The 26,568-nt window shown below is 51.1% G+C and carries 23 protein-coding genes and 1 other annotated feature; of the genes, 12 read left to right on the forward strand and 11 right to left on the reverse strand.

Annotation, left to right across the window (positions count from 1 at the left end):
• Positions 1-112, forward strand: a 112-nt coding sequence (locus tag HCX89_RS04030; protein WP_146194394.1) for a transposase, incomplete at its 5' end; no start/stop codon positions are given.
• A gap of 54 nt (positions 113-166) precedes the next feature.
• Here HCX89_RS04030 and HCX89_RS04035 read toward each other — a convergent pair.
• Positions 167-619: a cytochrome c gene (locus HCX89_RS04035; protein WP_025010575.1), complete on the reverse strand. Its 453-nt coding sequence runs from the start codon at positions 617-619 to the stop codon at positions 167-169.
• Between the two features lie 197 nt (positions 620-816).
• On the opposite strand from HCX89_RS04035, the gene trpR reads away from it, so the two are divergent.
• On the forward strand, positions 817-1,092 hold the full coding sequence (trpR, locus tag HCX89_RS04040) for a trp operon repressor (RefSeq protein WP_025010576.1): 276 nt from the start codon (positions 817-819) through the stop codon (positions 1,090-1,092).
• A gap of 1 nt (position 1,093) precedes the next feature.
• On the opposite strand, the gene HCX89_RS04045 is transcribed toward trpR, so the two are convergent.
• Positions 1,094-1,474 (reverse strand): hypothetical protein, encoded by a 381-nt coding sequence (locus tag HCX89_RS04045; protein WP_025887196.1) that lies wholly within the window; start codon positions 1,472-1,474, stop codon positions 1,094-1,096.
• A 147-nt stretch (positions 1,475-1,621) separates the two neighbouring features.
• Positions 1,622-2,233, reverse strand: coding sequence for a peptidylprolyl isomerase (slyD, locus tag HCX89_RS04050; RefSeq protein WP_025887197.1), 612 nt, complete (start codon positions 2,231-2,233; stop codon positions 1,622-1,624).
• Between the two features lie 505 nt (positions 2,234-2,738).
• Positions 2,739-2,859 (forward strand) — a sequence feature (Thr leader region).
• A gap of 34 nt (positions 2,860-2,893) precedes the next feature.
• Here slyD and thrA point away from each other — a divergent pair.
• Genes thrA through thrC form a run of 3 tightly spaced genes read left to right on the forward strand, consistent with a single transcriptional unit; the run spans position 2,894 to position 7,637 of the window.
• A complete protein-coding gene (gene thrA / locus HCX89_RS04055; RefSeq protein ID WP_167715178.1) occupies positions 2,894-5,359 on the forward strand; it encodes a bifunctional aspartate kinase/homoserine dehydrogenase I in 2,466 nt (821 codons plus the stop codon).
• Positions 5,356-6,315, forward strand: coding sequence for a homoserine kinase (gene thrB / locus HCX89_RS04060; RefSeq protein WP_167715181.1), 960 nt, complete (start codon positions 5,356-5,358; stop codon positions 6,313-6,315). The genes thrA and thrB overlap by 4 nt, the downstream gene beginning before the upstream one ends.
• Before the next feature lie 38 nt (positions 6,316-6,353).
• Positions 6,354-7,637: a threonine synthase gene (gene thrC, locus HCX89_RS04065; protein ID WP_144134843.1), complete on the forward strand. Its 1,284-nt coding sequence runs from the start codon at positions 6,354-6,356 to the stop codon at positions 7,635-7,637.
• A gap of 151 nt (positions 7,638-7,788) precedes the next feature.
• Here the strand turns inward: thrC and nfo are convergent, their stop codons facing one another.
• Positions 7,789-8,643: a deoxyribonuclease IV gene (gene nfo / locus HCX89_RS04070; protein WP_096140799.1), complete on the reverse strand. Its 855-nt coding sequence runs from the start codon at positions 8,641-8,643 to the stop codon at positions 7,789-7,791.
• Between the two features lie 99 nt (positions 8,644-8,742).
• Between nfo and HCX89_RS04075 the strand changes: the two genes are divergently transcribed.
• From HCX89_RS04075 to HCX89_RS04085, 3 genes are all read left to right on the forward strand, one after another.
• On the forward strand, positions 8,743-10,752 hold the full coding sequence (locus tag HCX89_RS04075; protein ID WP_071238262.1) for an ATP-binding protein: 2,010 nt from the start codon (positions 8,743-8,745) through the stop codon (positions 10,750-10,752).
• Complete coding sequence (locus tag HCX89_RS04080) at positions 10,740-11,837, forward strand: response regulator transcription factor (RefSeq protein ID WP_044734935.1); 1,098 nt, start codon at positions 10,740-10,742, stop codon at positions 11,835-11,837. The genes HCX89_RS04075 and HCX89_RS04080 overlap by 13 nt, the downstream gene beginning before the upstream one ends.
• Positions 11,838-12,038: 201 nt before the next feature.
• On the forward strand, positions 12,039-12,581 hold the full coding sequence (locus tag HCX89_RS04085) for a hemerythrin domain-containing protein (protein WP_025010584.1): 543 nt from the start codon (positions 12,039-12,041) through the stop codon (positions 12,579-12,581).
• A 61-nt stretch (positions 12,582-12,642) separates the two neighbouring features.
• On the opposite strand, the gene HCX89_RS04090 is transcribed toward HCX89_RS04085, so the two are convergent.
• The 5 genes from HCX89_RS04090 to HCX89_RS04110 all read right to left on the reverse strand — a co-directional run bounded on the left by HCX89_RS04090 (position 12,643) and on the right by HCX89_RS04110 (position 19,643).
• The gene (locus HCX89_RS04090) at positions 12,643-12,825 is read right to left on the reverse strand and encodes a DUF3545 family protein (RefSeq protein WP_025010585.1); all 183 of its coding nucleotides are present in this window, start codon (positions 12,823-12,825) and stop codon (positions 12,643-12,645) included.
• A 190-nt stretch (positions 12,826-13,015) separates the two neighbouring features.
• Positions 13,016-14,653: a glucose-6-phosphate isomerase gene (pgi, locus tag HCX89_RS04095; RefSeq protein ID WP_096140797.1), complete on the reverse strand. Its 1,638-nt coding sequence runs from the start codon at positions 14,651-14,653 to the stop codon at positions 13,016-13,018.
• A 38-nt stretch (positions 14,654-14,691) separates the two neighbouring features.
• Positions 14,692-15,645: a transaldolase gene (gene tal, locus HCX89_RS04100; protein WP_025887203.1), complete on the reverse strand. Its 954-nt coding sequence runs from the start codon at positions 15,643-15,645 to the stop codon at positions 14,692-14,694.
• A 242-nt stretch (positions 15,646-15,887) separates the two neighbouring features.
• Positions 15,888-16,988 carry an OmpA family protein gene (locus tag HCX89_RS04105; protein WP_025010588.1) on the reverse strand — a complete coding sequence of 367 codons (1,101 nt, stop codon included), beginning with the start codon at positions 16,986-16,988 and terminating at the stop codon, positions 15,888-15,890.
• A 288-nt stretch (positions 16,989-17,276) separates the two neighbouring features.
• A complete protein-coding gene (locus HCX89_RS04110; protein WP_167715183.1) occupies positions 17,277-19,643 on the reverse strand; it encodes a phosphoketolase family protein in 2,367 nt (788 codons plus the stop codon).
• Positions 19,644-20,068: 425 nt separating this feature from the next.
• Here HCX89_RS04110 and HCX89_RS04115 point away from each other — a divergent pair, with 425 nt between their 5' ends.
• Together HCX89_RS04115 and yaaA are read left to right on the forward strand one after the other, a co-directional pair.
• Positions 20,069-21,568: a sodium:alanine symporter family protein gene (locus HCX89_RS04115; RefSeq protein WP_096140796.1), complete on the forward strand. Its 1,500-nt coding sequence runs from the start codon at positions 20,069-20,071 to the stop codon at positions 21,566-21,568.
• A gap of 111 nt (positions 21,569-21,679) precedes the next feature.
• A complete protein-coding gene (yaaA, locus tag HCX89_RS04120; protein ID WP_107352756.1) occupies positions 21,680-22,456 on the forward strand; it encodes a peroxide stress protein YaaA in 777 nt (258 codons plus the stop codon).
• A 75-nt stretch (positions 22,457-22,531) separates the two neighbouring features.
• On the opposite strand, the gene HCX89_RS04125 is transcribed toward yaaA, so the two are convergent.
• Positions 22,532-23,935, reverse strand: a complete 1,404-nt coding sequence (locus HCX89_RS04125) for a M28 family metallopeptidase (protein ID WP_071238257.1) — start codon at positions 23,933-23,935, stop codon at positions 22,532-22,534.
• A 135-nt stretch (positions 23,936-24,070) separates the two neighbouring features.
• Here HCX89_RS04125 and HCX89_RS04130 point away from each other — a divergent pair, with 135 nt between their 5' ends.
• Positions 24,071-24,367, forward strand: a complete 297-nt coding sequence (locus HCX89_RS04130; protein ID WP_025011907.1) for a metalloregulator ArsR/SmtB family transcription factor — start codon at positions 24,071-24,073, stop codon at positions 24,365-24,367.
• Positions 24,368-24,430: 63 nt separating this feature from the next.
• Here HCX89_RS04130 and rpsT read toward each other — a convergent pair whose 3' ends face one another.
• Positions 24,431-24,697 (reverse strand): 30S ribosomal protein S20, encoded by a 267-nt coding sequence (gene rpsT / locus HCX89_RS04135; RefSeq protein ID WP_025011908.1) that lies wholly within the window; start codon positions 24,695-24,697, stop codon positions 24,431-24,433.
• A gap of 255 nt (positions 24,698-24,952) precedes the next feature.
• Here rpsT and murJ point away from each other — a divergent pair, with 255 nt between their 5' ends.
• Positions 24,953-26,512: a murein biosynthesis integral membrane protein MurJ gene (gene murJ, locus HCX89_RS04140; protein ID WP_144220823.1), complete on the forward strand. Its 1,560-nt coding sequence runs from the start codon at positions 24,953-24,955 to the stop codon at positions 26,510-26,512.
• Positions 26,513-26,568: the final 56 nt, after the last annotated feature.

The following is a 26,568-nucleotide window of genomic DNA, read 5'->3' on the forward strand; positions in this document are numbered from 1 at the left end:
AGAGGGGATGAACAACAAAATCAAACTGCTGAAGCGAATGGGCTATGGCTACCGGGATACCGAATACTTCTTTCTGAAAGTCAGAGAGGCGTTCCCCGGAGATCCGCGATGAACCTTAAAAAAGCCTGCTCAATGCAGGCTTTTTTAATGGAATCAACGAAAGAGCTTAGTCTTTCTTGTAGACGTCGTGGCAGCCTTTGCAGCTTTTGCCAACGGCACCGAAGGCTTTTTTCAGCTCATTCTTGTCGCCACCTTTGGCTGCTATGGCCAGGGCATCGGCATTGGTTTGCAGTTCTTTGAACTTGGCTTCAAAGTCAGCCTTGTCAGCCCAAATCTTGGCCAGGGCTTCAGTATTACCCTTGTCTGAACCGTCGATAAAGCCTTCCAGTGGCAGTTTCGCCAGGGCGGCCACATTGGCTGCACGCATAGCTGCAACATCGGCGTCAAAGTCTTTCTTGCCTTTGAGCATGGCACCGATATCACCGAAGTTATAGGCCATCAGGCTGAAACCAGACTGACGGTACTGGATGGCATCATCGCTGCTTTCAAAGTTGTGGGCCTGAACAGCTGTAGCGCTAAGCGCCGCGGTGGCGGCTAACATCAGTAAGTATTTTTTCATTATCATTCTCACAAGTTTGTGCGTTAATGTGACATTGCTTGGCTATTGTACACATTTTGTGTGACAGAGGGAGTAGGCTTTTTCAGTTTACATGTAAAGTTTTGTCAGTAACTGGCTGCTAAAACACGACTTTTTTTCGCAGGAAAACGAGGCTATACTGTGTTCACGTACCATTACGTGAACACGAATGAGTTTATATGCGCCCAGATTGGATATCAGTACTGGATAAGGTGCTGGCCCATAACAATCCAGAAGATCTTAATTGCCTGTTTGAGCTGCTGCTGACCGATGATGAAAGGCATGCCATCGCCGGCCGTTTGAAGGTGTTTCAGGTATTGCTTGAAGGGGAGATGAGTCAAAGACAGATAGCTGCCGAATATGAGGTGAGCATTGCGACAATCACCCGTTGCTCCAACTATTTGAAGCATATGCCCGCAGCGCTGAAAGAAAAGATCCGCGCCTTGATCCTTTGAGTTACATCAAGGGCTGTCGCGGCAATTTGTGGCGGCGGTAGAGGTGACGCTGACTCAGAATATAGCTTCCCCAGGCACAAATGAGCAGCCCCAGCAGTTGGTACACTTCCTTATCTGCAAATCTCAACAGCAGCATGCCCGACAGTAACCAGAGGAAAGGCAATCCTGCATACAGGGGTTCGGGCCAAAATCCTCCCCGTCGCAGGCGTTTGGGATCGCTGCGTCTGTGACTCGAACGCAAATTGTAAATCCAGGCCGCGGCCAATATAAGCAAAACGGAACCCAGGATCCCAAGTAGGGGATCGAGTAGATAGAGTGCCAGACTACCGGTAAAAAAATACAGATAGGGCAGACTCTCATAGACCATTCTGGACAAGATCACGGGGCATTCCTTCGCATCCAGGTTATCTATTGATTCTAGTCCAAAGCAGGAGCCCCAGCCTTGTTTTCCAAAGTGGAATAAACAAAGAGTCCGGCATTGGCCGGACTCTCGATTGATATCAGTAGTAGGCGTCGGTGTGACTGGCTATCAACCGCGGCAGCCGCAACCACCGTTACCGTCACAACCTTCTTTCTTGGTGCCTTCTTCGGCATCTGAGCTACAGCAACCGCCATGCTCGTGATCATGACCGCCACAGCATCCGCCGTGATCATGGCCGTGACTACCGCAACCGCCATGGGCGTGGATATGGCCGTGGGCGACCTCTTCGGCCGTCGCTTCACGCACGTCCATCACTTCCACATTAAAGGTCAGTGATTGGCCAGCCAGAGGGTGGTTGCCATCAACGATAACACTGTTGTCCAGTACTTCGGTCACTTGTACCGGGCGCTGGCCCATTTCAGTTTCGGCGATAAAGCGCATGCCTGGTACTATGTCCTGGATATCGCCAAAGGCTTCCAGAGGAACTTCCTGACGCAGACCATCGTGGTATGGGCCATAGGCTTCTTCGGCTTCTATGGTCACTTCCAGCGTATCGCCTTTGCCTTTGCCTTCCAGTGCTTTTTCAAGTCCCGGGATCAGGTTTTCCATACCGTGGAGGTAGACCATAGGATCTGCCTCAAAAGAACTTTCTATCAACTGACCCTTGGCGTCAGTCAGGCGGTAGTGAATGGTAACCGCGCTGTGTTGGGTGATTTGCATATCGCCTCCCGTTCAGAATGTGGCCGCATGATAACGTGCTTTTTCCGCGCTGGCGATATCCGAGCGTTGCTTATGCCAACTGTTGCACAGAGTTTTGCCACCATGACGACATTTTGGGTTGGAAAGGCACTAAAAAAGCCATTATTTTTCAAACGTCTTTCCAAAAATCTTGACTTGAGTGTTTTTGAACCCTGTAGGCTTTCACCTTGGTGTGCTCGACGGTTCCTGCTTGGCTGATACTCAGCTTTTATCCAATACACTTTACGTCAAGGTTAATTGCAATGAGGAGATTTCGTTGATGCTTATCCAGTTAAAAACAGACTTTGGTGAGGCTTATTCAATGAGATTGCCATTTCATTAAAATTTTCATGAAAACGCCCCTTGACAAGGGCTACAAAAAAAAGCAATCCTGTTTGCATTGCTGTCATTCTCGGGCTCAACTCCTGAATGAACCGGCCTGAACACAAGAGAACGAAACGAGTATAGAAACCCAATGTATCAGCTAAGCTCAGTTGTAATTACCACCATTACAACCACCACCATTACCAGTGTGGGGGCGGGCTGACTATACCCTGAAGAATTGCAAACAAGAAGCCCGCTCCCACCAAGGAGCGGGCTTTTTTGTTTCCTGGGCGGGCGCGGTATTTAAAGGAGAGATAGATGAAAGTAATGAAGTTCGGCGGTACCTCGCTGGCAAACTGGCAACGGTTTGAAATGGCAGCAGAAATAGTTCTGACCAGTGCCAGAGAAGAGCAAGTGGCCACAGTGCTGTCGGCTCCGGCAACCGTAACCAACAATCTATTGGCCATGGTCGATATGGTATTGGCAAAGGGGGATGTCGACGAGGCCCTTGCCAAGGTGGCTGAGGTATTTGAAGCCTTGTATGCCGATGCATCTGTATCTCTCGCAGAGGAAGCCGGACAGCAGCTGAAGAAGGTATTGGCGCAGCAACTGGCGAGTTGGCAGGCAAAATTGGCTGGGGTTCAGCTTCTGGGGGAGTGTCCTGACAGTGTGCGGGCCGAGATCCTGGTAGCCGGGGAGCGACTCTCGGCAGCCTTGATGGTTGAAGTGCTCAAGGCCAAGGGAGTCAGTGCCGGTTTACTCGACCCGAGAGAATTATTCCTCGGCGTCGGTACACCTCTGGAGTCTGTGGTGGATATCGCCGTCAGTAAGCCCAGATTTGCGTTGCTTAAACTCGATGAGCAGAGAGTGTGGGTTATGCCCGGGTTTACCGCCGCCGGTGCCGATGGCAAGGTGGTGACTCTAGGACGCAATGGTTCGGATTATTCGGCCGCAGTTCTGGCAGCCTGTCTGGATGCCGACAGCTGCGAAATCTGGACAGATGTCGATGGGGTCTATAATACCGACCCCCGGGTGGTTGCCGATGCCAAGCTGCTCTCCCAGCTCAGTTACCAGGAGGCGATGGAGCTCTCCTACTTTGGCGCCAAGGTACTGCACCCCAAGACCATTTCACCCATAGCCCAGTTCCAAATCCCTTGCTACATCAAAAACAGTTTCAACCCCGAGGCGCCGGGTACTCTGGTATCCAATCTGCCGGATCAGACCGGGCTGCAGGTCAAGGCGATTTCCAATCTGGATAACCAAACCATGTTCAACGTCTCAGGCCCGGGAATGAAAGGCATGGTGGGTATGGCGTCGCGTATTCTGGAGTCCATCGCCAGAGCCAAGGTTTCGGTATCGCTGATCACTCAAAGCTCCAGTGAGTACAGCATCAGTTTCTGTGTGGCCACTTTGGATGCCCCCAGAGTTAAGTGGGCGCTGGAGCAGGAGTTTGAACTTGAGCTCAAGAGTGAACTGTTGGAGCCGCTGGAGATGCGGGATCAACTGGCGATAGTGTCCCTGATAGGTGACGGTATGCGTACCCATAAGGGCGTGGCTGCGCGCTTTTTCCAGGCTCTGGCCCAGGCTAGTGTCAATATCATCGCCATTGCCCAGGGCTCGTCCGAGCGCTCCATTTCGGCCGTGGTCGAGCAGCGCAAGACGCGTCATGCGGTGGCGGCCTGTCACCAGGGTTTTTTCGATGTGCAGCAGTATCTCGATGTCTTTCTGGTTGGCGCCGGTAATATAGGCGCAGGCTTGCTGGAGCAGATAAAACAGCAGGAAGCCATGCTCAAGGAGCAACATATCAGTATTCGGGTTTGCGCCATCGCCAACTCAGGCAAGATGTTGCTCGATGCCGCCGGTATCTCCCTGGCCGCTTGGCAATCAAAGCTCAACGATTCGCCCGTCGCCTTTGATCTGACAAAGATGTTGGCCTGGGCCAAGGAGCAGCAGTTGCTCAATCCCGTATTGCTGGATTGCACCTCTTCGGATGTCATTGCCGGCCGTTATCTGGACGTGATGAATGCCGGTTTGCACGTGGTGACACCCAACAAGAAGGCCAATACCCGTGAGTTGGCTTTTTACCGCGCGCTGCGGCAAACCGCGCTGGCCCAGCGGCGCCAGTTCCTTTATGAAACCAATGTCGGCGCCGGTTTGCCGGTTATCGATAACCTGAAAAAGCTGCTGTTTGCCGGTGATAAGCTGCTGCGTTTCCAGGGGATACTCTCGGGTTCGCTGTCGTTTATCTTCGGTATGCTGGATGAGGGGATGAGTCTGTCACAGGCCACGGCCATAGCCCGGGAAAAGTGCTTCACCGAGCCGGACCCCAGGGACGATCTCAATGGTATGGATGTAGCGCGCAAGGTGTTGATTTTGGCCCGGGAAGTGGGCTTGCCGCTGGAGCTTGATGATATTCAGGTGGAGTCTGTCTTGCCGGATGACTTCGATGCATCAGGCGATGTGGCCCAGTTTATGGCGGCTCTGCCACAGCTGGATGCCGCCGTTGCCGAGCGAGTCGCTGCCGCCCATGCCAAGGGTAAACGCCTGCGTTATGTCGGCCAGATAGATGAGTCAGGTTGCAGGGTGCGTATCGCCGAAGTGGCGGCTGATGATCCCCTGTTCAGCGTCAAAGGCGGTGAGAATGCGCTGGCTTTCTACAGCCGCTACTATCAGCCGATCCCCTTTGTGCTCAGAGGCTATGGCGCCGGTACTGAAGTCACTGCCGCCGGGGTGTTTGCCGACTTGCTCAGAACCCTCAACTGGACTCGGGAGGTCAGCGCATGAGTCAGTTTATTCCCGCCAATGCACCTGTGACTGTCTATGCGCCCGCCTCTATGGGAAATGTCGGTGTCGGCTTTGATTTGCTGGGCGCCGCACTGGCCCCCATTGATGGCAGTTTGCTGGGGGATACAGTTACAGTGGGCCCAGCGCCTTGCGGCGTTTCTCTCACTCAACTTGGCCCCTGGGCTCATAAGCTGCCACAGGAGCCGCAGCAGAATATTGTTTATCGCTGCGCCGAGTTTTTCCTAGGTGAGGCCGGGATCAATCAAGGCGTTTCCTTGACCCTGTCCAAGAACCTGCCGGTGGGTAGCGGCCTTGGCTCCAGTGCCAGTTCAGTGGTGGCGGCGCTCTATGGTCTCAATGAGTATTTCGGCCGTCCCTATGATGAGCCGGCCTTGCTGGGGTTAATGGGGCGTTTTGAAGGGGAGATCAGTGGCTCGGTGCATTATGACAATGTGGCGCCTTGCTACTTGGGTGGATTGCAACTGATGCTGGATTTGCCCGGGCGTATCTGCGAGCCCTTGCCGGCCTTTGATTCCTGGTACTGGCTGGTGGCTTATCCTGGGATTTCATTATCGACGGCGGCCATGCGCGCCTTGATGCCGAACCTATACGACAAGGGAACCTGCATAGAATTTGGCCGCAATCTCAGTGCCTTTGTTCATGCCTGTTATCGCCAGGATGAGGCGCTGGCGCTGACTGTGTTGAAAGATGTGTTGGCCGAACCCTATCGGGCCGAGGCTATCCCCGGGTATCTGGCGGCGCGGCGCGGATTGTCTGAGCTGGGTATGTTGGCCACCGGGATTTCCGGCAGCGGCCCAACCCTGTTTTCCATCAGCGCCGATCTGGCCCGCGCCGAGCAGGCCAAGCGCTACCTGGAACAACACTATTTAACCGAAGCGGGCGGCTTTGCCCACATCTGCCGCCTGGATATGCAAGGCACCCGGGTATTGTCCTGAAACGCATTTTCATCCAAAAAAGAATTTAAGGCATCAATATGGAACTCTATAACCTCAAGCACCCGGCACAGCGGGTAAGTTTTACTGAAGCGCTCAAGCTGGGTCTTGGCATGGACCGAGGGCTCTTTTTCCCAACCCGGATCCCGAAAATGGCAGATGTCGATGCCCTGTTGGCCCTGCCTTTTGTTGAGCGCAGCAAGCAGATACTCGGTGCCTGGCTCGCCGATGAACTGGGGCAGGACTGTGTCGACAAGCTGGTGGAGAAGGCGTTTAATTTCCCTCTGCCGCTGGTGCAGGTGGACGAGCAGCGCAGTTGTCTGGAGCTGTTTCATGGGCCAACCTTGGCTTTTAAAGACTTCGGTGCCCGTTTTATGGCTCAGTGTCTCAACCAGCTTGGCGGCTCAGAACCGCTGACCATTTTGACCGCGACCTCGGGGGATACAGGCGCGGCGGTGGCTGATGCCTTCTTTGGCCTGGATAAGGTGCGGGTGATGGTGCTCTATCCCAAAGGCAAGATCAGTGAGTTGCAGGAGAAGATGTTTGCCACTCTGGGCGGCAATATTCACACAGTTGCGGTTGAAGCCGACTTCGATGCCTGTCAGCACTTGGTCAAGCAAGCCTTTGAAGACAGTGATATTCGTGACGGTTTGCACCTGAATTCGGCCAACTCCATCAACATCAGCCGCTTGTTGGCGCAGATCTGTTATTACTTTGAAGCGGTTGCCCAGCATAGAAAGCAGCATCAATCGGCGCCGGTTGTCAGTGTCCCCAGTGGTAACTTCGGTAACCTGACCGCGGGTCTGCTGGCCAAAGCCATGGGATTGCCCATCAAGCGTTTTGTGGCGGCCACCAACAGCAATGATACCGTACCGCGCTATTTGAGTTTTGGTGATTGGGCGCCGCGGCAAACTGTTGCGACCATGTCCAACGCCATGGATGTGTCCGAGCCGAGCAACTGGCCCAGAGTGGAAGCGATTTTTGCCGAGATGAAATGGCCGCTGTCTGACTTGTCAGGCTTGGCGCTTTCCGAGGGGCAAACCCGTCAGGCCATGTTAGCGCTTGAGCAGACAGGTTATCTGGCAGAGCCCCATGCAGCGGTGGCCGCCGAGGCACTGCGTTTGTCTCTGCAGGATGAAGAGCAGGGGATTTTTCTGGCGACGGCACATCCGGCCAAATTCAAGGATGTGGTCGACCGCGAGTTGAACACCAGTCTGCCACTGCCACAGGCATTGCAAAGGGTGGCTGATAAGCCGCTGCTGTCGGCTGTTCTGCCGGCCGATTTTGATAGCCTTAAACAGCACATGTTTGCGGTATTGAACTAAGGCCTTGGCTCAGTTCTTGGTTCAGCTCTTGGAGGTCGATAGGGCTGAGAAGGATTGAATTTAGTGCAGCAATTATCCCAAAAGCCGCATCATTTGCGGCTTTTTACTGGGGCAGTCAGGAGATTGAATCGACGGAGAGCGAATGGATGGTTTAGCGGCTAAGGCTGTTCAGCCAGGCAATTTCTTCGGGCCAGATCTCCGGGCGTATGGTTTCCAATATCAAGGGTATCCCCTTGGTGGCTGGGTGGCCGAGAATATACTCGAAAGCGGTTTTGCCTATTTCGCCCATGCCCAAGGAGTCGTGGCGATCGACCCGGCTGCCGAGTCCCGTCTTGCTGTCGTTGAGGTGCATGCCCTTGAGGTATTGAAAGCCCACTATGCGGCCAAAGGCGTCAAAGCTTTCCCGGCAGCTTTCCTGAGTGCGCATGTCGTAACCCGCGGCAAACATATGGGCGGTATCCAGGCAAACACCGACTCTGGATTTATCCTCAACCCCATCAATGATCTGCGCCAGTTGTTCAAATCTGTGTCCCAGGTTGGAGCCTTGTCCCGCGGTATTTTCGATGACGGCACAGACGCCATCACAAGCTGCCAATGCCAGGTTGATTGAATCGCTGATGTTACGCAGACAGTGGTTTTCACTTATCTGTCGCAAGTGGCTGCCGGGATGAAAGTTCAGCAAGGTTAATCCTAACTGTTTGCAACGAAGCATCTCATCGACAAAGGCATCGCGGGATTTTTCCAGCAGCAAGGGATCCGGGTGTCCCAAGTTAATCAGATAGCTGTCGTGGGGTAGAATCGCCTCGGGTCTGAACCCCAATTTTTGGCAGTTTTCCTGAAAGGCGGCGATGGACTGCTCGGTTAAAGGTGCTGCCTGCCAGCGACGTTGATTCTTGGTAAACAGTGCAAAGGCACTGGCCCCTATCTTGTGGGCATTGAGCGGAGCATTTTCCACACCACCCTGGGCGCTGACATGGGCACCAACCCACCTTTCCTGACTCGTCACCCAGACTCCTCTATAGCGTTTGGCAAGCTGGATAAGTCGCTAATATTGCAAACTTGTCTATGCTTGAATGACTGAAAAACAACGGAAAGGGACTTTAACGTGTTTTCCTCTGAGGCTCAAACCGAATTCCCTGGCGACTGGTCCCGACTGCTGATTGAACTGGCTAAATTGCAACTGGGTTTGACCCAGGGACAGGACGTATTGCCGGCCCTGTGCCAGACCCTGGTACATGCCTCAGGGGCAGAGGCTTTGCTGATGGTGGAACGCTCAGAGTTGGGCGCCAACGATATGCCGGAATCAGTCACTTGTTGGTGTCGGGATCCGGTTATCTATTTGACGCTTTGGAGCAGTGTTAATCAATGGGCCAAAGAAGCGAGCCAACAAGAGCTTCATCAATGGCTGAAGTTTACCGTCTGGCCAATCAAAGATTCAGAACTATTGCTGTTTTTCCACTCATCGGCTCCCGGTTGGTTTGAGTCTTTGGCCTCATGCCAGGCCAGTATCGGTCCCTTGGTGGGGGCCATCTATCAATGTCAGCTCAGCCGCAGTTCATCACAGTCGGCAGAGGATGAACTCTGCTTCAAGGCCGTTATAGACGGTGCCGACAGTTTATTACTGCTGTTTAGTCTCGAATCTGAGCGAGAACCCATCCTTTACGCCAACCCGGCAGCCACAGCTGTGACCTTATATGCCAACCGGGAATTGGTGGGCGCCAATTTAACCGGCCTGTTGTTTGAAGGCGAAGAAAGTGACTCTTTTAGGGAACAGTTGCGCCGCAAGGGCAGTTATACCGGGGAACTTTGGTGTCATAAAGGCGATGGCGGCAGGGAGTTATTGCATCTCAACTGTTACTGTATTTCCCGAAACCGGCGCATATACGCCGTTATAGGTCGCGATTACAGCGAGCAGCATCAATTGCAGCAGGCCGTGGCCAGAACCCAGAAGATGCAGGCCATAGGGGAGTTGGTCGGCGGCATAGCCCACGACTTCAACAATATTCTCGGGGTATTGAAGGGTAACCTGGAGTTAATGCAGCTTAAAACCTCTGATCCCAAAGCTGAAAAATACCTCAATACCGCCTTTAAGGCCTGCCAGCGAGGCACAGATCTGACCCGCAGACTGTTGTCGTTTTCGCGCCAGGAACAGTTCAATGCCGAGCCTTGCCAGGTCAATGAGGTGATTGAAGGTTTACAGGAGTTGTTTGCCAAGTCCTTGACCAGTCAAATAACGCTGAGTATTGAGCTGGCACCGGATAACAAACCTGTGATGCTCGATAAAGGGGAGCTTGAAGACGCCTTATTGAATCTGCTGCTCAATGGCCGCGATGCCATGGAGGGCAAGGGAGAACTCAAGATCCGTACCGGCAGTTGCTATTTGAGTGGTTATCTGCCCGGGATCGCCATAGGCAAGACCCAGGTAGAGCCCGGGCATTATGTATGGATCAGCGTGATTGATGGTGGCAGTGGTATTCCTGAAGCCTTTCAGGACAAGGTATTCGACCCGTTCTTCACCACCAAGGACAAGAGCAAGGGCACAGGTCTTGGGCTGGCCATGGTGTACGGTTTTGTTAAACGTTCCAAGGGTTATATCGCCATCCTGAACACGGGAGTTGCCGGCACTGAATTCAGATTATGGTTCCCGCAGAGTCGTAAGTTGGCGACTGAGCCACAACTCAGTACCCATACGGGGGAATTGCCCAGAGTCAGGCGTCCGATAAAGGCGATAGTGGTGGATGATGAGCCTGAGATGCTGGAAGTGATGGCCGACTATTGCGACCTGCTGGGGATAGAGGCGGAGCTGTTCCATGATCCCATCACAGTGCTGCAACGCTACGAGCAGCAGCGTTGTGATGCCGAGCTTCTTATCACAGATGTGTTGATGCCTGGCGGTATCAACGGCTACGAACTTGCACAAAAACTCAATGTTAAACACTCACTGCTTGTATTGCTGATCTCTGGCTTTATTCAGGACATAGGTATTTCCAGCGCCGATGAGATGCCGTTTCCGGTACTGCATAAACCCTTTGATCTGACAGGATTGATTCTGGCACTCAAGCAGGTGGGAATTAGATTTGCTGATGACAGTAAGGGAGAGTTATGGACAATTTAACTGTCTGGGTAGTGGATGATGATGTTGATTATCTGGCTTTGATAGAGGAAGTCTTACAGGATGATTACTCCGTCAAAGTGTTTGATTCGGCAGCAGCTTATTTGGCGGCGTTGGAGTCGGCGACACCGGAAATTATCCTGATGGATATCAATCTGCCGGATTCCAGCGGTGTGGAGTTATGTGCTCACTTGCAATCACAGGGGCGAGAGGCGTCAGTGGTATTTGTTTCCGGTATGAATACCCTCAATGAGCGCCTCAAGGCCTATGAGGCCGGGGCGGTAGACTTTATCGCTAAACCCTTTGAGCTGAAAGAGCTGTTGGCCAAGGTACGCAGTGTGGCGCAATATCAACAGCGCAAACAGTCTCTGATGCAGGCCGAGTCCATGTCGAGAAATATGGCGTTTCAGTCCATGAGTGAATCGTCCCAATATGGCTGCGTGCTGCAATTCTTCCGCCAATGTTTTCTTTGTAACAACTACCGTGCCCTTGCCGATGCCTTTTTTGAGCTGATGACTCAGCTCAACCTCAATACCTGTCTGGAAATACGCACAGACAGCGCCGAATATTTTGTGCCGGACAATACCCAGATAAGCCCGATAGAAGCCAATATCTTTGAACTTTTGGACAAACAGGGACGCCTGTATGACTTTGGCAACCGAACCATGTGCAATGACAAGCATGTGTCATTCTTGATCAAGAATATGCCGGTCAAGGATGAGGTGCTTTACGGCCGCCTCAGGGATGTGATTGCCGTTGTGGTCGAAGGATTGGAGGCCAGGGTATTGGACATAGAGCGCCAGCAGATGCTGCGACGGGTGATGGATAGGTTACACCTGCTGATGAAGCAGTTGGGTGATTCCATGCAGCAACAGGATCAGCGCTTCTGCGATACCTTATCGGGGATCACTACTGAAATTCGCAGCAGCTTTCATGTGCTGGACATGACAGAAGAGCAGGAGAGTTATTTTACCTCCATGGTTGAGCGACATCTGCGCGAAGCCAGCTCTGCCGGTGAAGCCTTCAATCGTATCCGTGGCTCTCTCAAAGAGATGCTGGTGATGATGGAGGAAAGCCAAGGGGGCTGAGGCGCCTGGCCCGCTTTTGGGGCAAGCAGCGTAAGGGCATTGAAGATTATACAAGGTGCTAATTTATGAATTATTGATTTAGAAGGTTATTTTCCTTGATCTTTATCATGTCCCCGGAAAACATCTATGGTTAGTATTGAGTAATATTTGGCCTGTTTACTACTATTACCTAGAAAGGCCCGACTCAAAATGGAGTGCCCTATGCTGCAAAGATTGATGAATGACCACAAGCATATTGCCATATTGCTGAAGTTGCTGAAGGGGAAATACCTGAAGCTGGCCGAAGGTGAGCACGTCAATTTTAATCTGGTACGGGATGTTGTCGAATATATGCAGGGCTATGCCGAGCACAGCCATCATCCACTCGAAGACATCATTTACGACTATTTCCTTATCAAGGAGAGCCGTACCGAGCCTACCCGGCGTCTTGAGGAAGAGCACCAAAAATTGATTGAAGCTTCATCGGCCTTGATGGCGACACTCAACCTGATCCTGAACGACGTGGTGGTGGCCAAGGAAAAACTGGTTGCTGAATTGAAGGGATATGTGGATTTGCAGGAAAAGCACATGCTGTATGAAGAGCGGGAGATCTTTCCTTTGCTTGCCAAGAGCCTGAAGGATGAAGACTGGCAGAAGATCCAAAGCATGTGTGAGTTGAAGCTGATAGAGGATCCTTTGTTCAGCAGCGATGATAACCAGCTATTCGACGAGCTGAGAAGCTATATTCAAACCGCAGACAGATAACCTTGTGGGAAGCAGACATTAAAAAAGAGCGCTTGGCGCTCTTTTTTAATGTCTCTCATATTCAGAGGAGGCTGTCGATATCATAGTCAAAACTGCTGTCTATCTCCTGTAGTTCCTTCAACAGACGATGTTTATCTTTCAGCGCTTCGATTTCACGCCATTTGCGCTTCTTGTTGGAGCTTCGAGAGCGGCTTGGTCTTTCAACGACTTCGTCTAGCGCACTACCATAATCCAAACGATCCATGGCAACCTCCTGTTGTTGTATGTTTTATCAACATTTAAATATCATACTTGGCAAACAGGGTGCAAGAAGAATGTTTCTATTTTGTTAAACTTGAGTGATGCTTTGATGAAGGCGTATAGACAAGATGGCGGGCAAAAAAATACCAGCCAGTGGAGCTGGCTGGTATCTGTTGATTTACAAGGTTAACGGGCTAGATTTTTCCTTGTCTGAAGAGATTGATCAGGGCATTGCTGGAAGCATCCAGATCCTGGCTGTTTTGCTCTGCGCCGATACGCGACAGCACTTCATTTCCCAACGTCTTACCCAACTCGACTCCCCATTGATCGAATGAGTTAATATCCCAGATAGCGCCTTGAACCAGGGTTCTGTGCTCGTAAAGAGCAAGCAAGGCGCCCAGGGTTATTGGGGTCAGCTTGTCCATCAACAGGGTATTGCTCGGCTTGTTGCCTTCCATGACCTTATGTTTGGCAATAAGCTGTTTCTCAGCCTCTGAGAGTGGGCTGTCGGCCAGTTCGGCCAAGGCTTCATCGAAGGTTCGTCCTTGCATCAGCGCCTGGGTCTGACCAAAACAGTTGGATGCCAGCTGAGCGTGATGCTCACCGATAGGATTATGGCTTTGCAGCGGCAGGATAAAGTCTGCCGGAATCAAAGCTGTACCTTGGTGCAACAGCTGGTGGTAGGCGTGTTGGCCATTGGTGCCTTCTCCGCCCCAAATAACCGGCCCTGTGCTGTAATCCACTGAATTGCCGTCCAGAGTGGCGGACTTGCCGTTACTCTCCATATCCAGCTGCTGGAAATAGGCCGGAAGCCCTCTGAGGTAGTGATCATAGGTCAACACCACGTGGGACTGGGCATTGAAGAAATTGTTGTACCATACAGAGAGCAGGCCCATGATCACCGGCATATTCTGCTCAAGAGGTCTGGATGCGAAATGTACATCCATTGCTCTGGCGCCGGCCAACAGTGCCTTGAAGTTATCCATGCCTATCAGGGCGGCTATGGGCAAACCTATGGCCGACCAGAGAGAATAGCGCCCGCCAACCCAATCCCACATGGGGAAGATGTTGTCTTCATCTATGCCAAACGCCGTTGCCTTGGCGACATTGGAGGTAATTGCCGCAAAGTGCTTGCCGATATCCTGCTGTGAACCGCCTTTGGCCAGGAACCACTCTTTGGCGCTGAGGGTGTTGGTTAGGGTTTCCTGAGTACCAAAGGACTTTGACGACATCAGGAACAGGGTGGTTTCTGGATCCAGCTTCTTCAGTTTTTCACTGATGGCCGTGCCGTCGACATTGGCGACGAAGTGACACTGTAGCTTACCGTTCCAATAGGGACGCAGGGCCTCGGAGATAATCTTGGGGCCGAGGAAGGAACCGCCAATTCCGATGGAGACAAGATCTGTGATCTTCTTGCCGGTATAGCCGCGCCACTGACCTGAATAGAGCGCGTCGACAAAAGCCTCCATTTGCGCCAGGGTTTGCTGAACTTCAGGGACTACATTGACGCCATCGACGCGAATATCCGCATCGGCCGGTGCTCTCAGAGCTGTGTGCAACACGGCACGCTGCTCCGTGGTATTGATTGCTTCGCCGGCAAACATAGCCGCTATTTTTTGCTCAAGTCCGGCTTCACGGGCGAGTTTGAGCAGCTCCTGCAGCACGGTATCAGTGAGGCGGTTCTTGGAATAATCCAGCAGCAGTCCACAGTCTTTGAGCGACAGCTGTTCAAAGCGCTGTGCGTTTTCGGCAAAGAGTTCACGCATGTGAGGCAGGTCTGCACTCATCGCCTTAAGCGCCTGCCAGCTAGCAGATTGAGTCAAATGTGTCATGAGTTGTCCCTGATCTTCAATTTCAGCACAGACCTTGTTTAGCTCAGTTTAGCCTTGAGCATGGTCTCGAGTTTGCCCTGATCTATGGCAAAGTTACGGATACCTTCAGCCAGTTTTTCCACTGCCATGGGATCTTCGTTGAACTCCCAGCGGAACTCAGCCTCGGTCAACGGCTTGGGTGGTTCTTGGGTTTCAGTGGCAGGTTGCAGCTTGGTCACTATTTGGGCGTCTGAGTTGGCCAGTTCTTCCAGCAAAGATGGGCCTATAGTCAGGCGATCACAGCCGGCGAGCTCAATGATTTCACCTGTGTTACGGAAGCTGGCACCCATAACCACTGTCTGATAACCATGCTGTTTATAGTAGTTGTAGATCTGGGTTACTGAGACCACGCCTGGATCTTCACTGGCGCTATAGTCCTTGCCGGTGTTCTTCTTGTACCAGTCGAGAATACGGCCGACGAAGGGCGAGATCAGGTAAACTCCGGCTTCGGCGCAGGCTCTGGCCTGGGCGAAACTGAACAAGAGTGTCAGATTGCAGTTGATACCGTTTTGCTCCAGCTCTTTGGCGGCACAGATGCCTTCCCAGGTGGAAGCCAGTTTGATCAGAATGCGTGACTTATCGATACCGGCTGCTTCATAGAGCTTAACCAGCTTATAGGCTTTGGCGATGGAGCCGGCTTTATCAAATGACAGGCGGGCATCTACTTCGGTTGAAATACGTCCCGGTACCAGCTTGAGAATTTCCACCCCTATGTTGACCGCCAGCTTGTCTGCGGCGTCTTCCAGTTGTTGCTGCGGATCCTGGCTCTGAGATTTGGCCCAGGAAATAGCATCATCGATCAGTGGGGCATACTCAGGGATCTGAGAGGCTTTAAGGATCAGTGATGGGTTGGTGGTGGCATCTTGCGGATGATAGAGCTTGATCGCCTCGATGTCGCCGGTATCAGCAACTATGGTTGTAACGGATTTGAGTTGCGTGAGTGTGTTTGCCATGAAAAACATCCTTCTCAGATTGCGGCCGTTTACGCGGGGATTGCATGACGCTATTAAAAGCGATTTTGCCCTCGTTTCCAACCAGGATTGAAAAAAAATTACAAAAATGGTGAGAAATTGTCAATGAGGGCCGTTTTCGGTTAAAGGAAGTGTACTCCCATAACCGGGGGAATTCTAATGACACAAAGGCTGAAAACAAAAAAGTCGCTGCAGGGCAGCGACTTTTCCAGAAGAAGTTCAGCTTACTTCAGCAGAGCTTCTTTTTCTTTAAAGCTCATGTGAGCTTCAATACGGCGGTTAACCTTATTGGCTTCAGCAGAAGAACCCTGCATCAGCGGCTGGCTTTCACCGTAGCCCTTGGCGTTGATACGGCTGGCATCGATGCCATACTGGTCAACCAGTACTTTGGCAACTGCGTCGGCACGTTTCTGAGACAGCCACTGGTTGTAATCGGCTTTACCAGGCAGTGATGCGTGGCCGGCGATTTCCAGATCGGCTTTAGGGTACTTGTTCATGAAGTCAGCGACTTTCTGGATTTCAGCCATAGAGTCGGCTTTCAGTACAGATGAGTTGTTATCGAACTCAGCCTTAACTTCCAGCTTCTCCAGCTTCTCAACATAGATAGAGCAACCGTTGGCGTCTACCTTGTGGTTAGCTGGTGTGTTTGGACACTGGTCCATATCGTCGTTGACACCGTCGTTGTCGCTGTCAACTGGCTCTATGACCACTGGTGCTACTGGAGCAGGCTTTGAAGTGCTGCCGAAACGGTAGCTCAGTTCAAGACCCCAGTAGTTGCTTTCCATTGCCAGAGTGTTCCACTTTTCTTCGTCGAGGTTTTCATAACGACGATACTTGGCGGCCAGTTTCAGGTTCTCTGTGATGTTGTAACCGATACCGGCACCGAAGTAAGGTGCAACACCGCTGTCACTGTAGTACTCGCTACCCCATTGTCTGTTGTTGGAAATGTGGTAGTTCATGGCACCGGCTTCAGCAGACAGGCTCCATTTGTCGGCGAAAGGCCAGAAAGCCACCAGGCCCAGAGTGGCGCCCTTGGCACCTACGTCATTGAGCTTGTTGGCATAGTCGGTCCATTCGGCACGCCCCAGGTCACGATAACCCAGTTCTACACCAAAGTAATCGTTGAACAGGTAACCTGCAAACACGTCCCATGCATATGGATCGTCTTCACCACAGGTTTTCATGGTTTTCTGATCGCAGTTAGGTTCGTAGTTATTTACACCGAGGCCCGCACCCACATACCATGGGCTGAGCTCGTCTGCTGCAGATGCTGCAAAAGGCATCATAGATGCGAGCAACAATACTTTAAATGTCTTATTCATCATGTTCTCCAAGTCCATTGCTATTCAATTACCCAGATGTCCCGTATAGGAAACATGACTAGCACTTAATGTGGGATTTCCTTTAGTGTTTTAGCTAGCTGGGTCAATTATCCATTGAAAAAAAGCAATTTTCCACTTATCGACCAATAAATTTATTGTTCAAGATTTGCTCTTGGGCTTTGCTTAACAATTTAAAATAAAGAAAAAGCGCCTGTTTGAAGGCGCTTTTTTTATTTTTGGCAAACAATTTTATAACTAAATTATTTGTCTATTGTTTAGCTAAGGTTCAGCTTAACGGGTCCAAATCCAGTTCTCGATATACTCAGGATCCACACCATTGGCCTTGATATAATTTCTATGATCAACCAAGCGTTGTAACATATCTGTGGTAATCGCAACGTGGCGGGTTTCATCGATAACACCTTGCTGGAATAGTTTGTAAGCCATATCTATTACCAGGTGATAACGGGAAGTGCCGTTACGAACACCCATATCAAATGGTGTGGTGGTTGAACCTTCCTCTTCATAACCTTTAATTCTGAATCTGTGACTACCTTTGTAATCGAAGATCAGTTTTTTGATGGTGTTTGGATAACCGTGATAGTTAAATACCACACCTTTATTTTCGGTGAATATCTCATCCATCAACCAAGGTTTTTCCTGGAACTTGAGGCTACCCAGACCACTGCTGTGTAATTCAGTGACGCTGACAAAGCGGATACGCACTCTTGGCAGGAGTTCACGAATTAATACCAATGCCGCCATACACTCCTGAGTGACATAGTCACCACAGCCAGCCAGGACGACATCTGGGTTTTCATCAGAGGCAAAGTCCCAGACCATTACACCGTCTTTGGCTTGTTTACGGGCTTCATCAAGGCTCAGCCATTGAGGCAGCTCTTTCTTACCGGCGACCAGAATGTTCAGTTTGTCGCGGTCGGCGAAAGCGCGTTCTGTGTAAACCAGAGTGGTGTTGGCATCCGCAGGCAGATAAGCCGAGATAATCTTCGGATGTTTCTCAAGCATGGCGCCCAGGAAAGAAGGGTTCTGGTGAGAGTAACCGTTGTGATCCTGACGTTCCAGCAGAGAGGAAAGCACCACGTTGCAAGCCGGCAGCGGCTTACGGAAGTGAACCCCTTGGCTGGCATAGACATACTTACAGTATTGGTCAGCCATGGAAGACACTACCTGAGAGAAAGACTCATAGGTAGGGAACATGGCGTGACGGCCGGTAACTGTGTAGCCGTGCATCATGCCAAACAGCAGGTTTTCAGACAACAGCTCCATGACCCGACCATCGCGGCTCATATCTTCATCCCAGCTTTCAATCGGCCATTGCCAGGCGCGATCTGTCGCTTCGAATACGGCTTGCAGCTGGTTGGAGTAAGTTTCGTCAGGGCTGAAGATCCGCAGGTTGCGCTGATCTTTATTGAGGCGGAAGGCTTCGCGCATCCACTGACCCATTTTCAGCATGGAATAACCACGATGACCTCTTGGAACTTCGGGGCCATAGGCCAGTTTTTCCAGATCAGGATTGCTGAGGGCGCGCACCACTTCACCACCATAGCTCATCTTTTGACGGCCACAGCAGAGTTCTGCAGGGGGCAGCAGTGATTGGATGTCTTTGTCGAAGACAATCTGGTTCTGCTCATTGATGGAGTAAAGTTCAGAGAACTTGTAGCTGTCGAGCCAGCCATCCAATGCGGCCAGATGACCTTTGTCGGTGGCACACTTATTGACAATTACCTGGTGAGACTCGCAGTTGCCTTCGAGTTTTTTGCCATCGTATTCGGGAACGCCGGTCCAGCCTTTGGCGGTGCGCATCAGGATCACCGGCCAACGTGGCTTGACCACATCTTCGCCGTTGCGGGCACGTTTCTGGATGTCGTTGATCATCTCATAAGCCGTATCCATCGCTTTGGTCATCTGCAGGTAGACATCTTCTTCCTGCTCGCTGTCCACTATGATGGGGTGATAACCCAGGCCTCTGAATTCAAGTTCCAGCTCTTCGTGGCTCATGCGTCCCATACGGGTTGGGCCGGAAATCTTGTAACCATTAATATGCACTATTGGCAGTATGGCACCGTTGGTGGCAGGAGAAACCAGACGGTTGGCATACCAGGAAGCAGCCAGTGGACCGGTTTCAGATTCGCCGTCACCGACGAGTACAGCGGCAATCAAGTCAGGATTATCCAGAACAGCGCCCCAGGCGACAGACAAGGAGTAGCCCAGCTCACCCCCTTCAAGGATTTGTCCGGGAGCTTCGGGGTTGGCATGCGAAGGATAGCCGTAAGCCGCGGAGAACTTGCGACAGATATCTTCAATACCGATTTCGTTGTAAGGAATGGTTTCTGGATAGAAGTGGCTGAGAGAGCCTTCGAGGAAGAGGTTAGCCTGTACAGCTGGGAAACCGTGACCTGGGCCGACCAGGTAGAGGAATGGGCGCTTGTGCTTGGTAATCAATCTGTTCACGTTGGCGTATACAAAGTTGATCCCCGGACAGGTTCCCCAGTGACCCAAGAGCCTTGGCTTAATATCACTGTGTTGCAACGGGCGTTTGTACAATACATTGTGCTTGAGGTAAATCTGTGAGGTTGCCAGGAAGTTAGTGGCCCGGACAAATTTCTTCAGTGCACCTATCTCTTGCTTTTGGGTCATATCGTGCCTCGCTTGAGCTAGCTAAAAGTGAATCAGATTATCTTGTAGGTACTATATTTGTAGTTTTATTACAAAAATGTGTCCCGCATCCAAGTTTTGAAAGTTTGTTTAGCCGGTGGCTTTTTTCGAAAGTCTCTGTGATGCCCTTGTTATTTAGGTTATAACACTAGCTTGTTCTGGTGTTTTTATGGTGAATTTACTGTCACATGAGTGATTAAGTGTGATCTTGATCACGCGAGAATTTTAGCATCCTATGCTATTTTCTCCGCCCTCAAGCGCGGCCGGCATACCTTAGTGTATGTAGGATAATTCGAAAAGAAACTGGCCGATGCTTATCCTTTTTCATTCAGGAAGGAATCTTAACCACAAATTTGGCGTCATCCAGTCAGTGATGGGCCAGGTTTGCCACGGGAAAGCTTACAATTATGATAATAGAAACTATCGAAACCATAGTCGGTTTTTTGAACTCTCTTCTTTGGGGAAAACTATTGGTTTATGCCCTGGTGGGGGCCGGCCTGTACTTTACCCTGAGGTTGTTGTTCATTCAGCTTACTCACCTGGGGCATTCTGCCAAGGTGATGGCAACCAGTAGACAGGGCTGTGAAAGTGGTTTGTCTTCATTTCAGGTGTTTTGCACCAGCATGGCCGCCAGGGTCGGGGCCGGTAATATGGCCGGTGTGGCGGTTGCCATAGGGGCTGGTGGCCCTGGAGCCGTATTCTGGATGTGGCTCATTGCCCTTCTGGGTATGGCCACGGCTATGATTGAGTCGACTCTGGCTCAGATCTATAAAGTAAAAGATAAAGATGGCCAGTTTCGTGGTGGTCCCTCCTATTATATGGAACGGGGACTGGGACAACGCTGGATGGGGATTCTTTTCTCCGTGTTTCTGATCATCGCCTTCGGCTTGGTATTTAATGCGGTGCAGTCCAATACCATAGCCGGTGCTCTGGAAATCGTGTTTGATGTAAAAGAGGCCTACTGGTTTGATGTAAAAGCCAGTTATTGGATAGGTATTTTCCTGGTGCTGGCCAGCAGTGTGGTGATCATGGGGGGGCTGCGTAAGGTAGCGCGGGTCTCCGAGGTGGTTGTGCCTATTATGGCTTTTGCCTATATCCTGATCGCCATGGTCGTTGTCGGCATGAATATTGAGCAACTGCCGACCATTATTGAATTGATAGTCAACAGTGCCTTCGGCTGGCAGGAAGCGGCCGCAGGGGGAGTCGCTTATACTGTGGCTCAGGCGATGCAGTCCGGGGTTGCCCGCGGTCTGTTCTCCAACGAGGCCGGTATGGGTAGTGCCGCTAATGTGGCTGCCAGCGCGTCGCCAACGCCTAACCATCCAGCATCTCAAGGTTTTGTACAGATGATAGGTGTGTTTATGGACACTATCGTTATCTGTAGTGCTACTGCTGCCATCATATTGCTGGCCGGTGATCTCAGCAGTGTCAACGTCAGCGAGGGAGACAAGGGGATCCAACTGACCATAGCTGCTTTGACCAACCATGTTGGTGATTGGGGCGGCCTGTTTGTGGCCTTTGCCATCTTGCTATTCTGTTTCACTTCCATTATCGCCAACTACTCTTACGCTGAAACCAATGTGCTGTTCCTTTCCAATAACAGCCGCAAGGTACTGCCACTGTTCCGCTTGTGTGTACTCGGCATGGTGATGTTTGGCGCTGTTGCCAAGATCCAGCTGGTGTGGGATATGGCAGACTTGTCCATGGGGTTGATGGCCACAGTCAATATTATCGCCTTGGTATTGCTTTCCGGTGTTGCCATGCGGGTGATCAATGACTACCGTGATCAGCTGAGCGAAGGCAAAGAGCCTGTGTTTGACAAGAGCCAATTCCCAGAGCTTGAAGGCCATATCGAAGAGGGTATCTGGACCGGTGAACCTGTGGTTCGCAGTGACAAAGGCCTGTAACTGAATCCGGCCCCAGATTGGGGCCATCGAAAAAACCACGCCATCAGTGCGTGGTTTTTTTATTTCCTGCCAGTATCATAGGTAAATCTATATGAATAAGACGGAGTGAATATGCTGATTTTGGTTTCACCGGCCAAGACCCTGGATTATGACAACCCTGCGGCGGTATCTGAATACAGCCTGCCACAGTTTCTTGAGCACAGCAGCGAGCTTATTCAGGTTTGCCGGGATCTGACTCCAGCCAATATTGCTTCTTTGATGAAAGTCAGTGACAAAATTGCCGGCTTGAATGCCGCCAGATTCGCCGAGTGGCAACCTGATTTCACCCCGGAGAATGCCAAGCAGGCACTCTATGCCTTCCGTGGTGACGTATACACAGGTCTGGATGCTGACAGCCTTGCTCCGGAAACAGTTGCTCGGGCTCAGCAGCATCTGCGTATTTTGTCAGGTCTCTATGGCCTCTTGAGGCCTCTGGACTTGATGCAAGCCTATCGGCTGGAAATGGGCACCTCCTTGGTCAATCCTAGGGGCAATAACCTTTACGCCTTCTGGGGGGATATCATCACAGATGCCATTAATCAGGCATTGGCTCAGCAAGGGGATGATATTGTAGTGAATTTGGCGTCCAACGAGTACTTCAAGGCGGTTAAAACCAAGCAGGTTGACGGGCGTATCATTACGCCTGTGTTCAAGGACTGTAAAAAAGGTCAGTACAAGGTGATAAGCTTCTATGCCAAGAAGGCCAGAGGCATGATGGCTCGTTACCTATTGGAGCAAGAGGAACAGAGTCTGGAGCGGTTAAGGGCATTCAACAGCGCCGGCTATTATTACAGTGAAGCCGAGTCCAGCACTGATACTCCAGTGTTCCTGCGGGAAGAACAGAGCTGATAGTGCTTTCCTGTATATAAAGATAAGAAAGCCGTTCATTATTGAACGGCTTTCTATATAGAAGGCGGCAGTGATTTATTGTTTGGCAGGCAGTGGCCGCAGTTCCAGTTCAGACTGTGCCATCAAATAGGCGAACTGGGCATAGGCCGCAATGTTTTGTGCCAGCGCCTTGGGATCTATCTTGTCCAAGGTATCGTTGGGGGTATGGTGGTAGTCGAAGTAATCGGTACCATCCTGGCGCAGGGAGGCGACAGGAACGCCACTGGCCGGCAGCATGGAAACATCCGGGCCACCATAGGCGCTGTTGTCACCGGCGGCAACGCCGTTTCGCTGCATCACCTGGGTCAGTTGCTGTAGTTTCGGCAGCACTTGCTCATTGACCTGAAAGTCAATGCGGTAGATAGGGCCTGCCCCGAAATCGGATTCTGCAGCGATATAGTGTTTATCCAGCTCTGCAGCGTGGGCTTTGGCATAAGCCTTACCACCAACCAAGCCTATCTCTTCGGCCGCATAAAGCACGACACGTACTGTGCGTGCAGGTTTTACAGGTAAATCCTGGATAAGCTTCCCGGCCGCAGTGACAATCGCGACTCCGGCACCGTCATCTATGGCCCCTGTACCTTCATCCCAGGAGTCCAGATGAGCCCCTATCAGCACGATTTCATCTGGCTTGCTGCTGCCGGTGACTTCGGCGATGACGTTATAGGAAATGGCGCTGCCCTTGTTCTCGGGTGACATCTTTAACGTGAGAGTTATATCTGCAGAGCGCTTGAGCATGGCATTGACAAGATCGGCATCCGGCGCCGACATGGCCGCAGCCGGGATCCGCTTCAAGCCTTCTTCATAGCGCATGGTACCTGTGTGAGCCATACGGTCATGATCTGTACCTATCGAACGGATAACTATTGCCAAGGCTCCTTTACGCGCCGCCTCTATGGCGCCTCTTGAGCGGCCACCTACGCTCTTGCCGTAACCTTTACCTGTCTTGTGGCGCTCGGTTTTCTGATCGATAAAGACAATTTTCCCGGCAACATCATCAGGATTGGCTTCTTTAAGTGCAGCCAGGCTGTCAAAGCGGACTATCTTGGCCGTAATGCCCTCTGCCGGGGTGGCAACGCTGCCGCCTAAGGCCGTGATGACCAGAGGCTGTTGGAAGGGGGCCACTATGCTGGCGCTGGCTTCACCGCGCTCCCACACTGGGACTTCCACCGCTTCCTTATAGACACGGTCAAAACCCAGTGACTGTAGCTTTTTCTCCGCCCAGGCAACCGCCATGGCGTCTTTTGGGCTACCGGCCAGGCGAGGGCCGACTTCCACTGTTAAAGATTCCACAATTTGAAAGCCGAGGTCAGAATCTAGGGCTTTTTGCTGCAATGATTCAGCAAGCAGTTGATTTGTATTGGAAGGAGAGGGGGATTGACAACCAATAAGTGAAGAAATCAACAGTGGGAGTAACAGGGCGGTTCGATAGTTTTTCATGTGTTTCCTTTGTTTTTATTAGGTATGTCCCATTTTTGAAAACAATCTAACAAAAAGTGTGCTTTATGTCCCGACTATCTCCGTAAGGCAAGGCTATATTAGGGACGGAGTTTGTATTAGGAGAATAGGCTCGTCATGAATATTGAGTTGATGCAGCAGCGAGCGGACCATGCCGTCGTATTATTGAAGGCGCTGGCCAATGAGAGGCGTTTATTTATTCTGTGCTATCTCCTGAGTGAGGGAGAGATGTGCGTTGGGGAAATGAACAAGAAACTGGGATTGAGTCAGTCGGCTTTGTCTCAGCATCTGGCTTGGTTGCGGAAAGACAATCTGGTGGCAACCCGCAAAGAAGCCCAGACAGTGTACTATTCGCTTAAGAGTGAAGAAGTGCGCGAAATCATCAAGCTGTTGAATAACATCTATTGTCATTGATGTTATTGAATTTCAGATATAAAAAAACCGGCAAATGCCGGTTTTTTTTATGCTGGTATCGAATTAAGCAGCCAGTGCTTTGATACGAGCGTTCAGACGAGCCTTATGACGGGCAGCCTTGTTCTTGTGGATCAGGCCTTTGGTTGCCATACGGTCAAGAATGGGTTGTGCAACAGCGAAAGCTTCAGTAGCCGCTTTGTGATCGCCAGCTTTGATAGCAGCGATAACTTTTTTCACGTAGGTACGCAACATAGAGCGACGGCTAGCGTTGTGTTGACGACGCTTTTCTGATTGAAGCGCGCGCTTCTTTGCAGTCTTGCTATTAGCCAAGGTGCAACTCCTAAAAACTGGATTTGATACTTTTAAAGGCCGAGGAGAATGCCCGGTTTTCGCCACTTTGTCAATGACAATGATTGAATATCCATCATAAAGATAAATTAATCCAACCTGATTTGGCTATCCTCAACCCAACTCGTGTAAGATGTGGCGCAATTCTACCAGCAATTGCTGGCATGTGACAGAGCTTAAGTGGAATTTTTGAGACTTGTCGCCGTTTATGGCGGCTTGAGTCTTCTGGGGGAATATTTGAGCAAAAAATTGGTACGGTCCGGCGCCATTGTCAGCGTCATGACCTTGATTTCTCGTGTGCTGGGATTAGTACGGGATGTGGTAGTCGCCAACTTGATGGGCGCGGGCAGCAGTGCCGATGTGTTCTTTTTTGCCAACAAGATCCCTAACTTTTTGCGGCGCTTGTTTGCTGAAGGTGCCTTTGCTCAGGCTTTTGTACCTGTATTGACTCAATATCAGGAGAAAGAGTCCAGCGAAGAGGTCAAACTGTTATTATCAAAGGTTGCCGGTACCTTGGGGTTATTGGTAACAGTAGTGACCCTGATTGGGGTTCTGGCTTCGCCAATATTGACCGCTTTGTTCGGAGCCGGCTGGTTTATGGCCTGGGTCAATGACGAGCCTGACGGTGCCAAGTTTGAACTGGCCTCGTTAATGCTGAAGATCACCTTTCCCTATCTATGGTTTATCACTTTCACCGCCTTGGCCGGCTCGATTCTCAATACCCGGGGCCGCTTTGCCGTTTCAGCCTTTACCCCGGTATTTCTCAATGTTGCCATTATCGCCGCTGCCCTATGGTTGAGCCCCACCCTGGATAAGCCTGAAATAGGTTTGGCCTGGGGGGTGTTCTTTGGTGGTGTGATTCAGTTTTTGTTTCAAATTCCTTTTCTGCTGCAGGAAAAAGCCCTGGTTCGGCCCTCATGGGGCTGGAATCATCCGGGAGTGGTCAAAATCCGTACTCTGATGATCCCGGCACTGTTTGGGGTATCTGTGTCGCAAATTAACCTGATGCTGGATACCTTTATTGCCAGTTTCCTGGTCACAGGTTCTATCAGTTGGCTCTATTATTCAGACCGTTTGTTGGAGTTTCCGCTGGGATTATTTGGTATTGCCATTGCCACTGTTATTTTACCTGCTCTATCCAAAAACCATGTCAATGCCGAGGGTGAGGGCTTTGGTCGCACCATGGATTGGGGGATTCGTGCCATTATGCTGCTGGGTTTACCGGCCATGATGGGGCTGATTGTATTGGCTCAGCCGATGTTGATGGTGCTTTTTATGCGTGGCGCCTTTAGCATCAGTGACGTGGAAATGGCTTCCTATTCTCTGGTGGCCTACGGCACAGGTTTGTTGAGTTTTATGCTGATCAAGGTACTGGCGCCCGGATATTATGCCCGTCAGGACACCAAGACACCTGTGCGTTATGGCATCATTGCTATGGTTAGCAACATGGGTTTCAATATTATTTTTGCCGTGCCATTTGGATATGTGGGGCTGGCGATCGCCACTTCTCTGTCTGCTTTACTCAACGCTTCCCTGTTATATCGCGGTTTGCATCTGGCCGGTGTTTATCGAGTCAGCAAACAAACAATCATCTTTTTTATCAAGGCATTACTTGCTACTGTCGTGATGGTGGCCCTATTGCTCTACTTTTCTCCAGAGCAGGCGCAATGGCTTGGCTGGTCGTTTGTTGAGCGAATCAGCCATTTGTTTGCCCTGATCTTAGGTGGCGCTCTGGGGTATTTTATTACACTGGTGCTGCTTGGGATCCGTCCATGGCGGCTCAAAGCCCGGAACTGAGGGCTGATTCTGCTGCCGAGCTGTTATATAATCCGCCAATTTACGTTTGAGCGGTC

The organism is Shewanella sp. Iso12, from assembly GCF_012030025.1.
GTDB classification, from domain to species: domain Bacteria; phylum Pseudomonadota; class Gammaproteobacteria; order Enterobacterales; family Shewanellaceae; genus Shewanella; species Shewanella algae.

Coding starts and splice junctions, on each gene's coding strand:
- HCX89_RS04035 (WP_025010575.1), bottom strand. CDS start 619: ATGAAAAAATACTTACTGATGTTAGCCGCCACCGCGGCGCTTAGCGCT.
- trpR (WP_025010576.1), top strand. CDS start 817: ATGCGCCCAGATTGGATATCAGTACTGGATAAGGTGCTGGCCCATAAC.
- slyD (WP_025887197.1), bottom strand. CDS start 2,233: ATGCAAATCACCCAACACAGCGCGGTTACCATTCACTACCGCCTGACT.
- thrA (WP_167715178.1), top strand. CDS start 2,894: ATGAAAGTAATGAAGTTCGGCGGTACCTCGCTGGCAAACTGGCAACGG.
- thrB (WP_167715181.1), top strand. CDS start 5,356: ATGAGTCAGTTTATTCCCGCCAATGCACCTGTGACTGTCTATGCGCCC.
- thrC (WP_144134843.1), top strand. CDS start 6,354: ATGGAACTCTATAACCTCAAGCACCCGGCACAGCGGGTAAGTTTTACT.
- HCX89_RS04080 (WP_044734935.1), top strand. CDS start 10,740: ATGGACAATTTAACTGTCTGGGTAGTGGATGATGATGTTGATTATCTG.
- HCX89_RS04085 (WP_025010584.1), top strand. CDS start 12,039: ATGCTGCAAAGATTGATGAATGACCACAAGCATATTGCCATATTGCTG.
- HCX89_RS04090 (WP_025010585.1), bottom strand. CDS start 12,825: ATGGATCGTTTGGATTATGGTAGTGCGCTAGACGAAGTCGTTGAAAGA.
- pgi (WP_096140797.1), bottom strand. CDS start 14,653: ATGACACATTTGACTCAATCTGCTAGCTGGCAGGCGCTTAAGGCGATG.
- tal (WP_025887203.1), bottom strand. CDS start 15,645: ATGGCAAACACACTCACGCAACTCAAATCCGTTACAACCATAGTTGCT.
- HCX89_RS04105 (WP_025010588.1), bottom strand. CDS start 16,988: ATGATGAATAAGACATTTAAAGTATTGTTGCTCGCATCTATGATGCCT.
- HCX89_RS04110 (WP_167715183.1), bottom strand. CDS start 19,643: ATGACCCAAAAGCAAGAGATAGGTGCACTGAAGAAATTTGTCCGGGCC.
- HCX89_RS04115 (WP_096140796.1), top strand. CDS start 20,069: ATGATAATAGAAACTATCGAAACCATAGTCGGTTTTTTGAACTCTCTT.
- yaaA (WP_107352756.1), top strand. CDS start 21,680: ATGCTGATTTTGGTTTCACCGGCCAAGACCCTGGATTATGACAACCCT.
- HCX89_RS04125 (WP_071238257.1), bottom strand. CDS start 23,935: ATGAAAAACTATCGAACCGCCCTGTTACTCCCACTGTTGATTTCTTCA.
- HCX89_RS04130 (WP_025011907.1), top strand. CDS start 24,071: ATGAATATTGAGTTGATGCAGCAGCGAGCGGACCATGCCGTCGTATTA.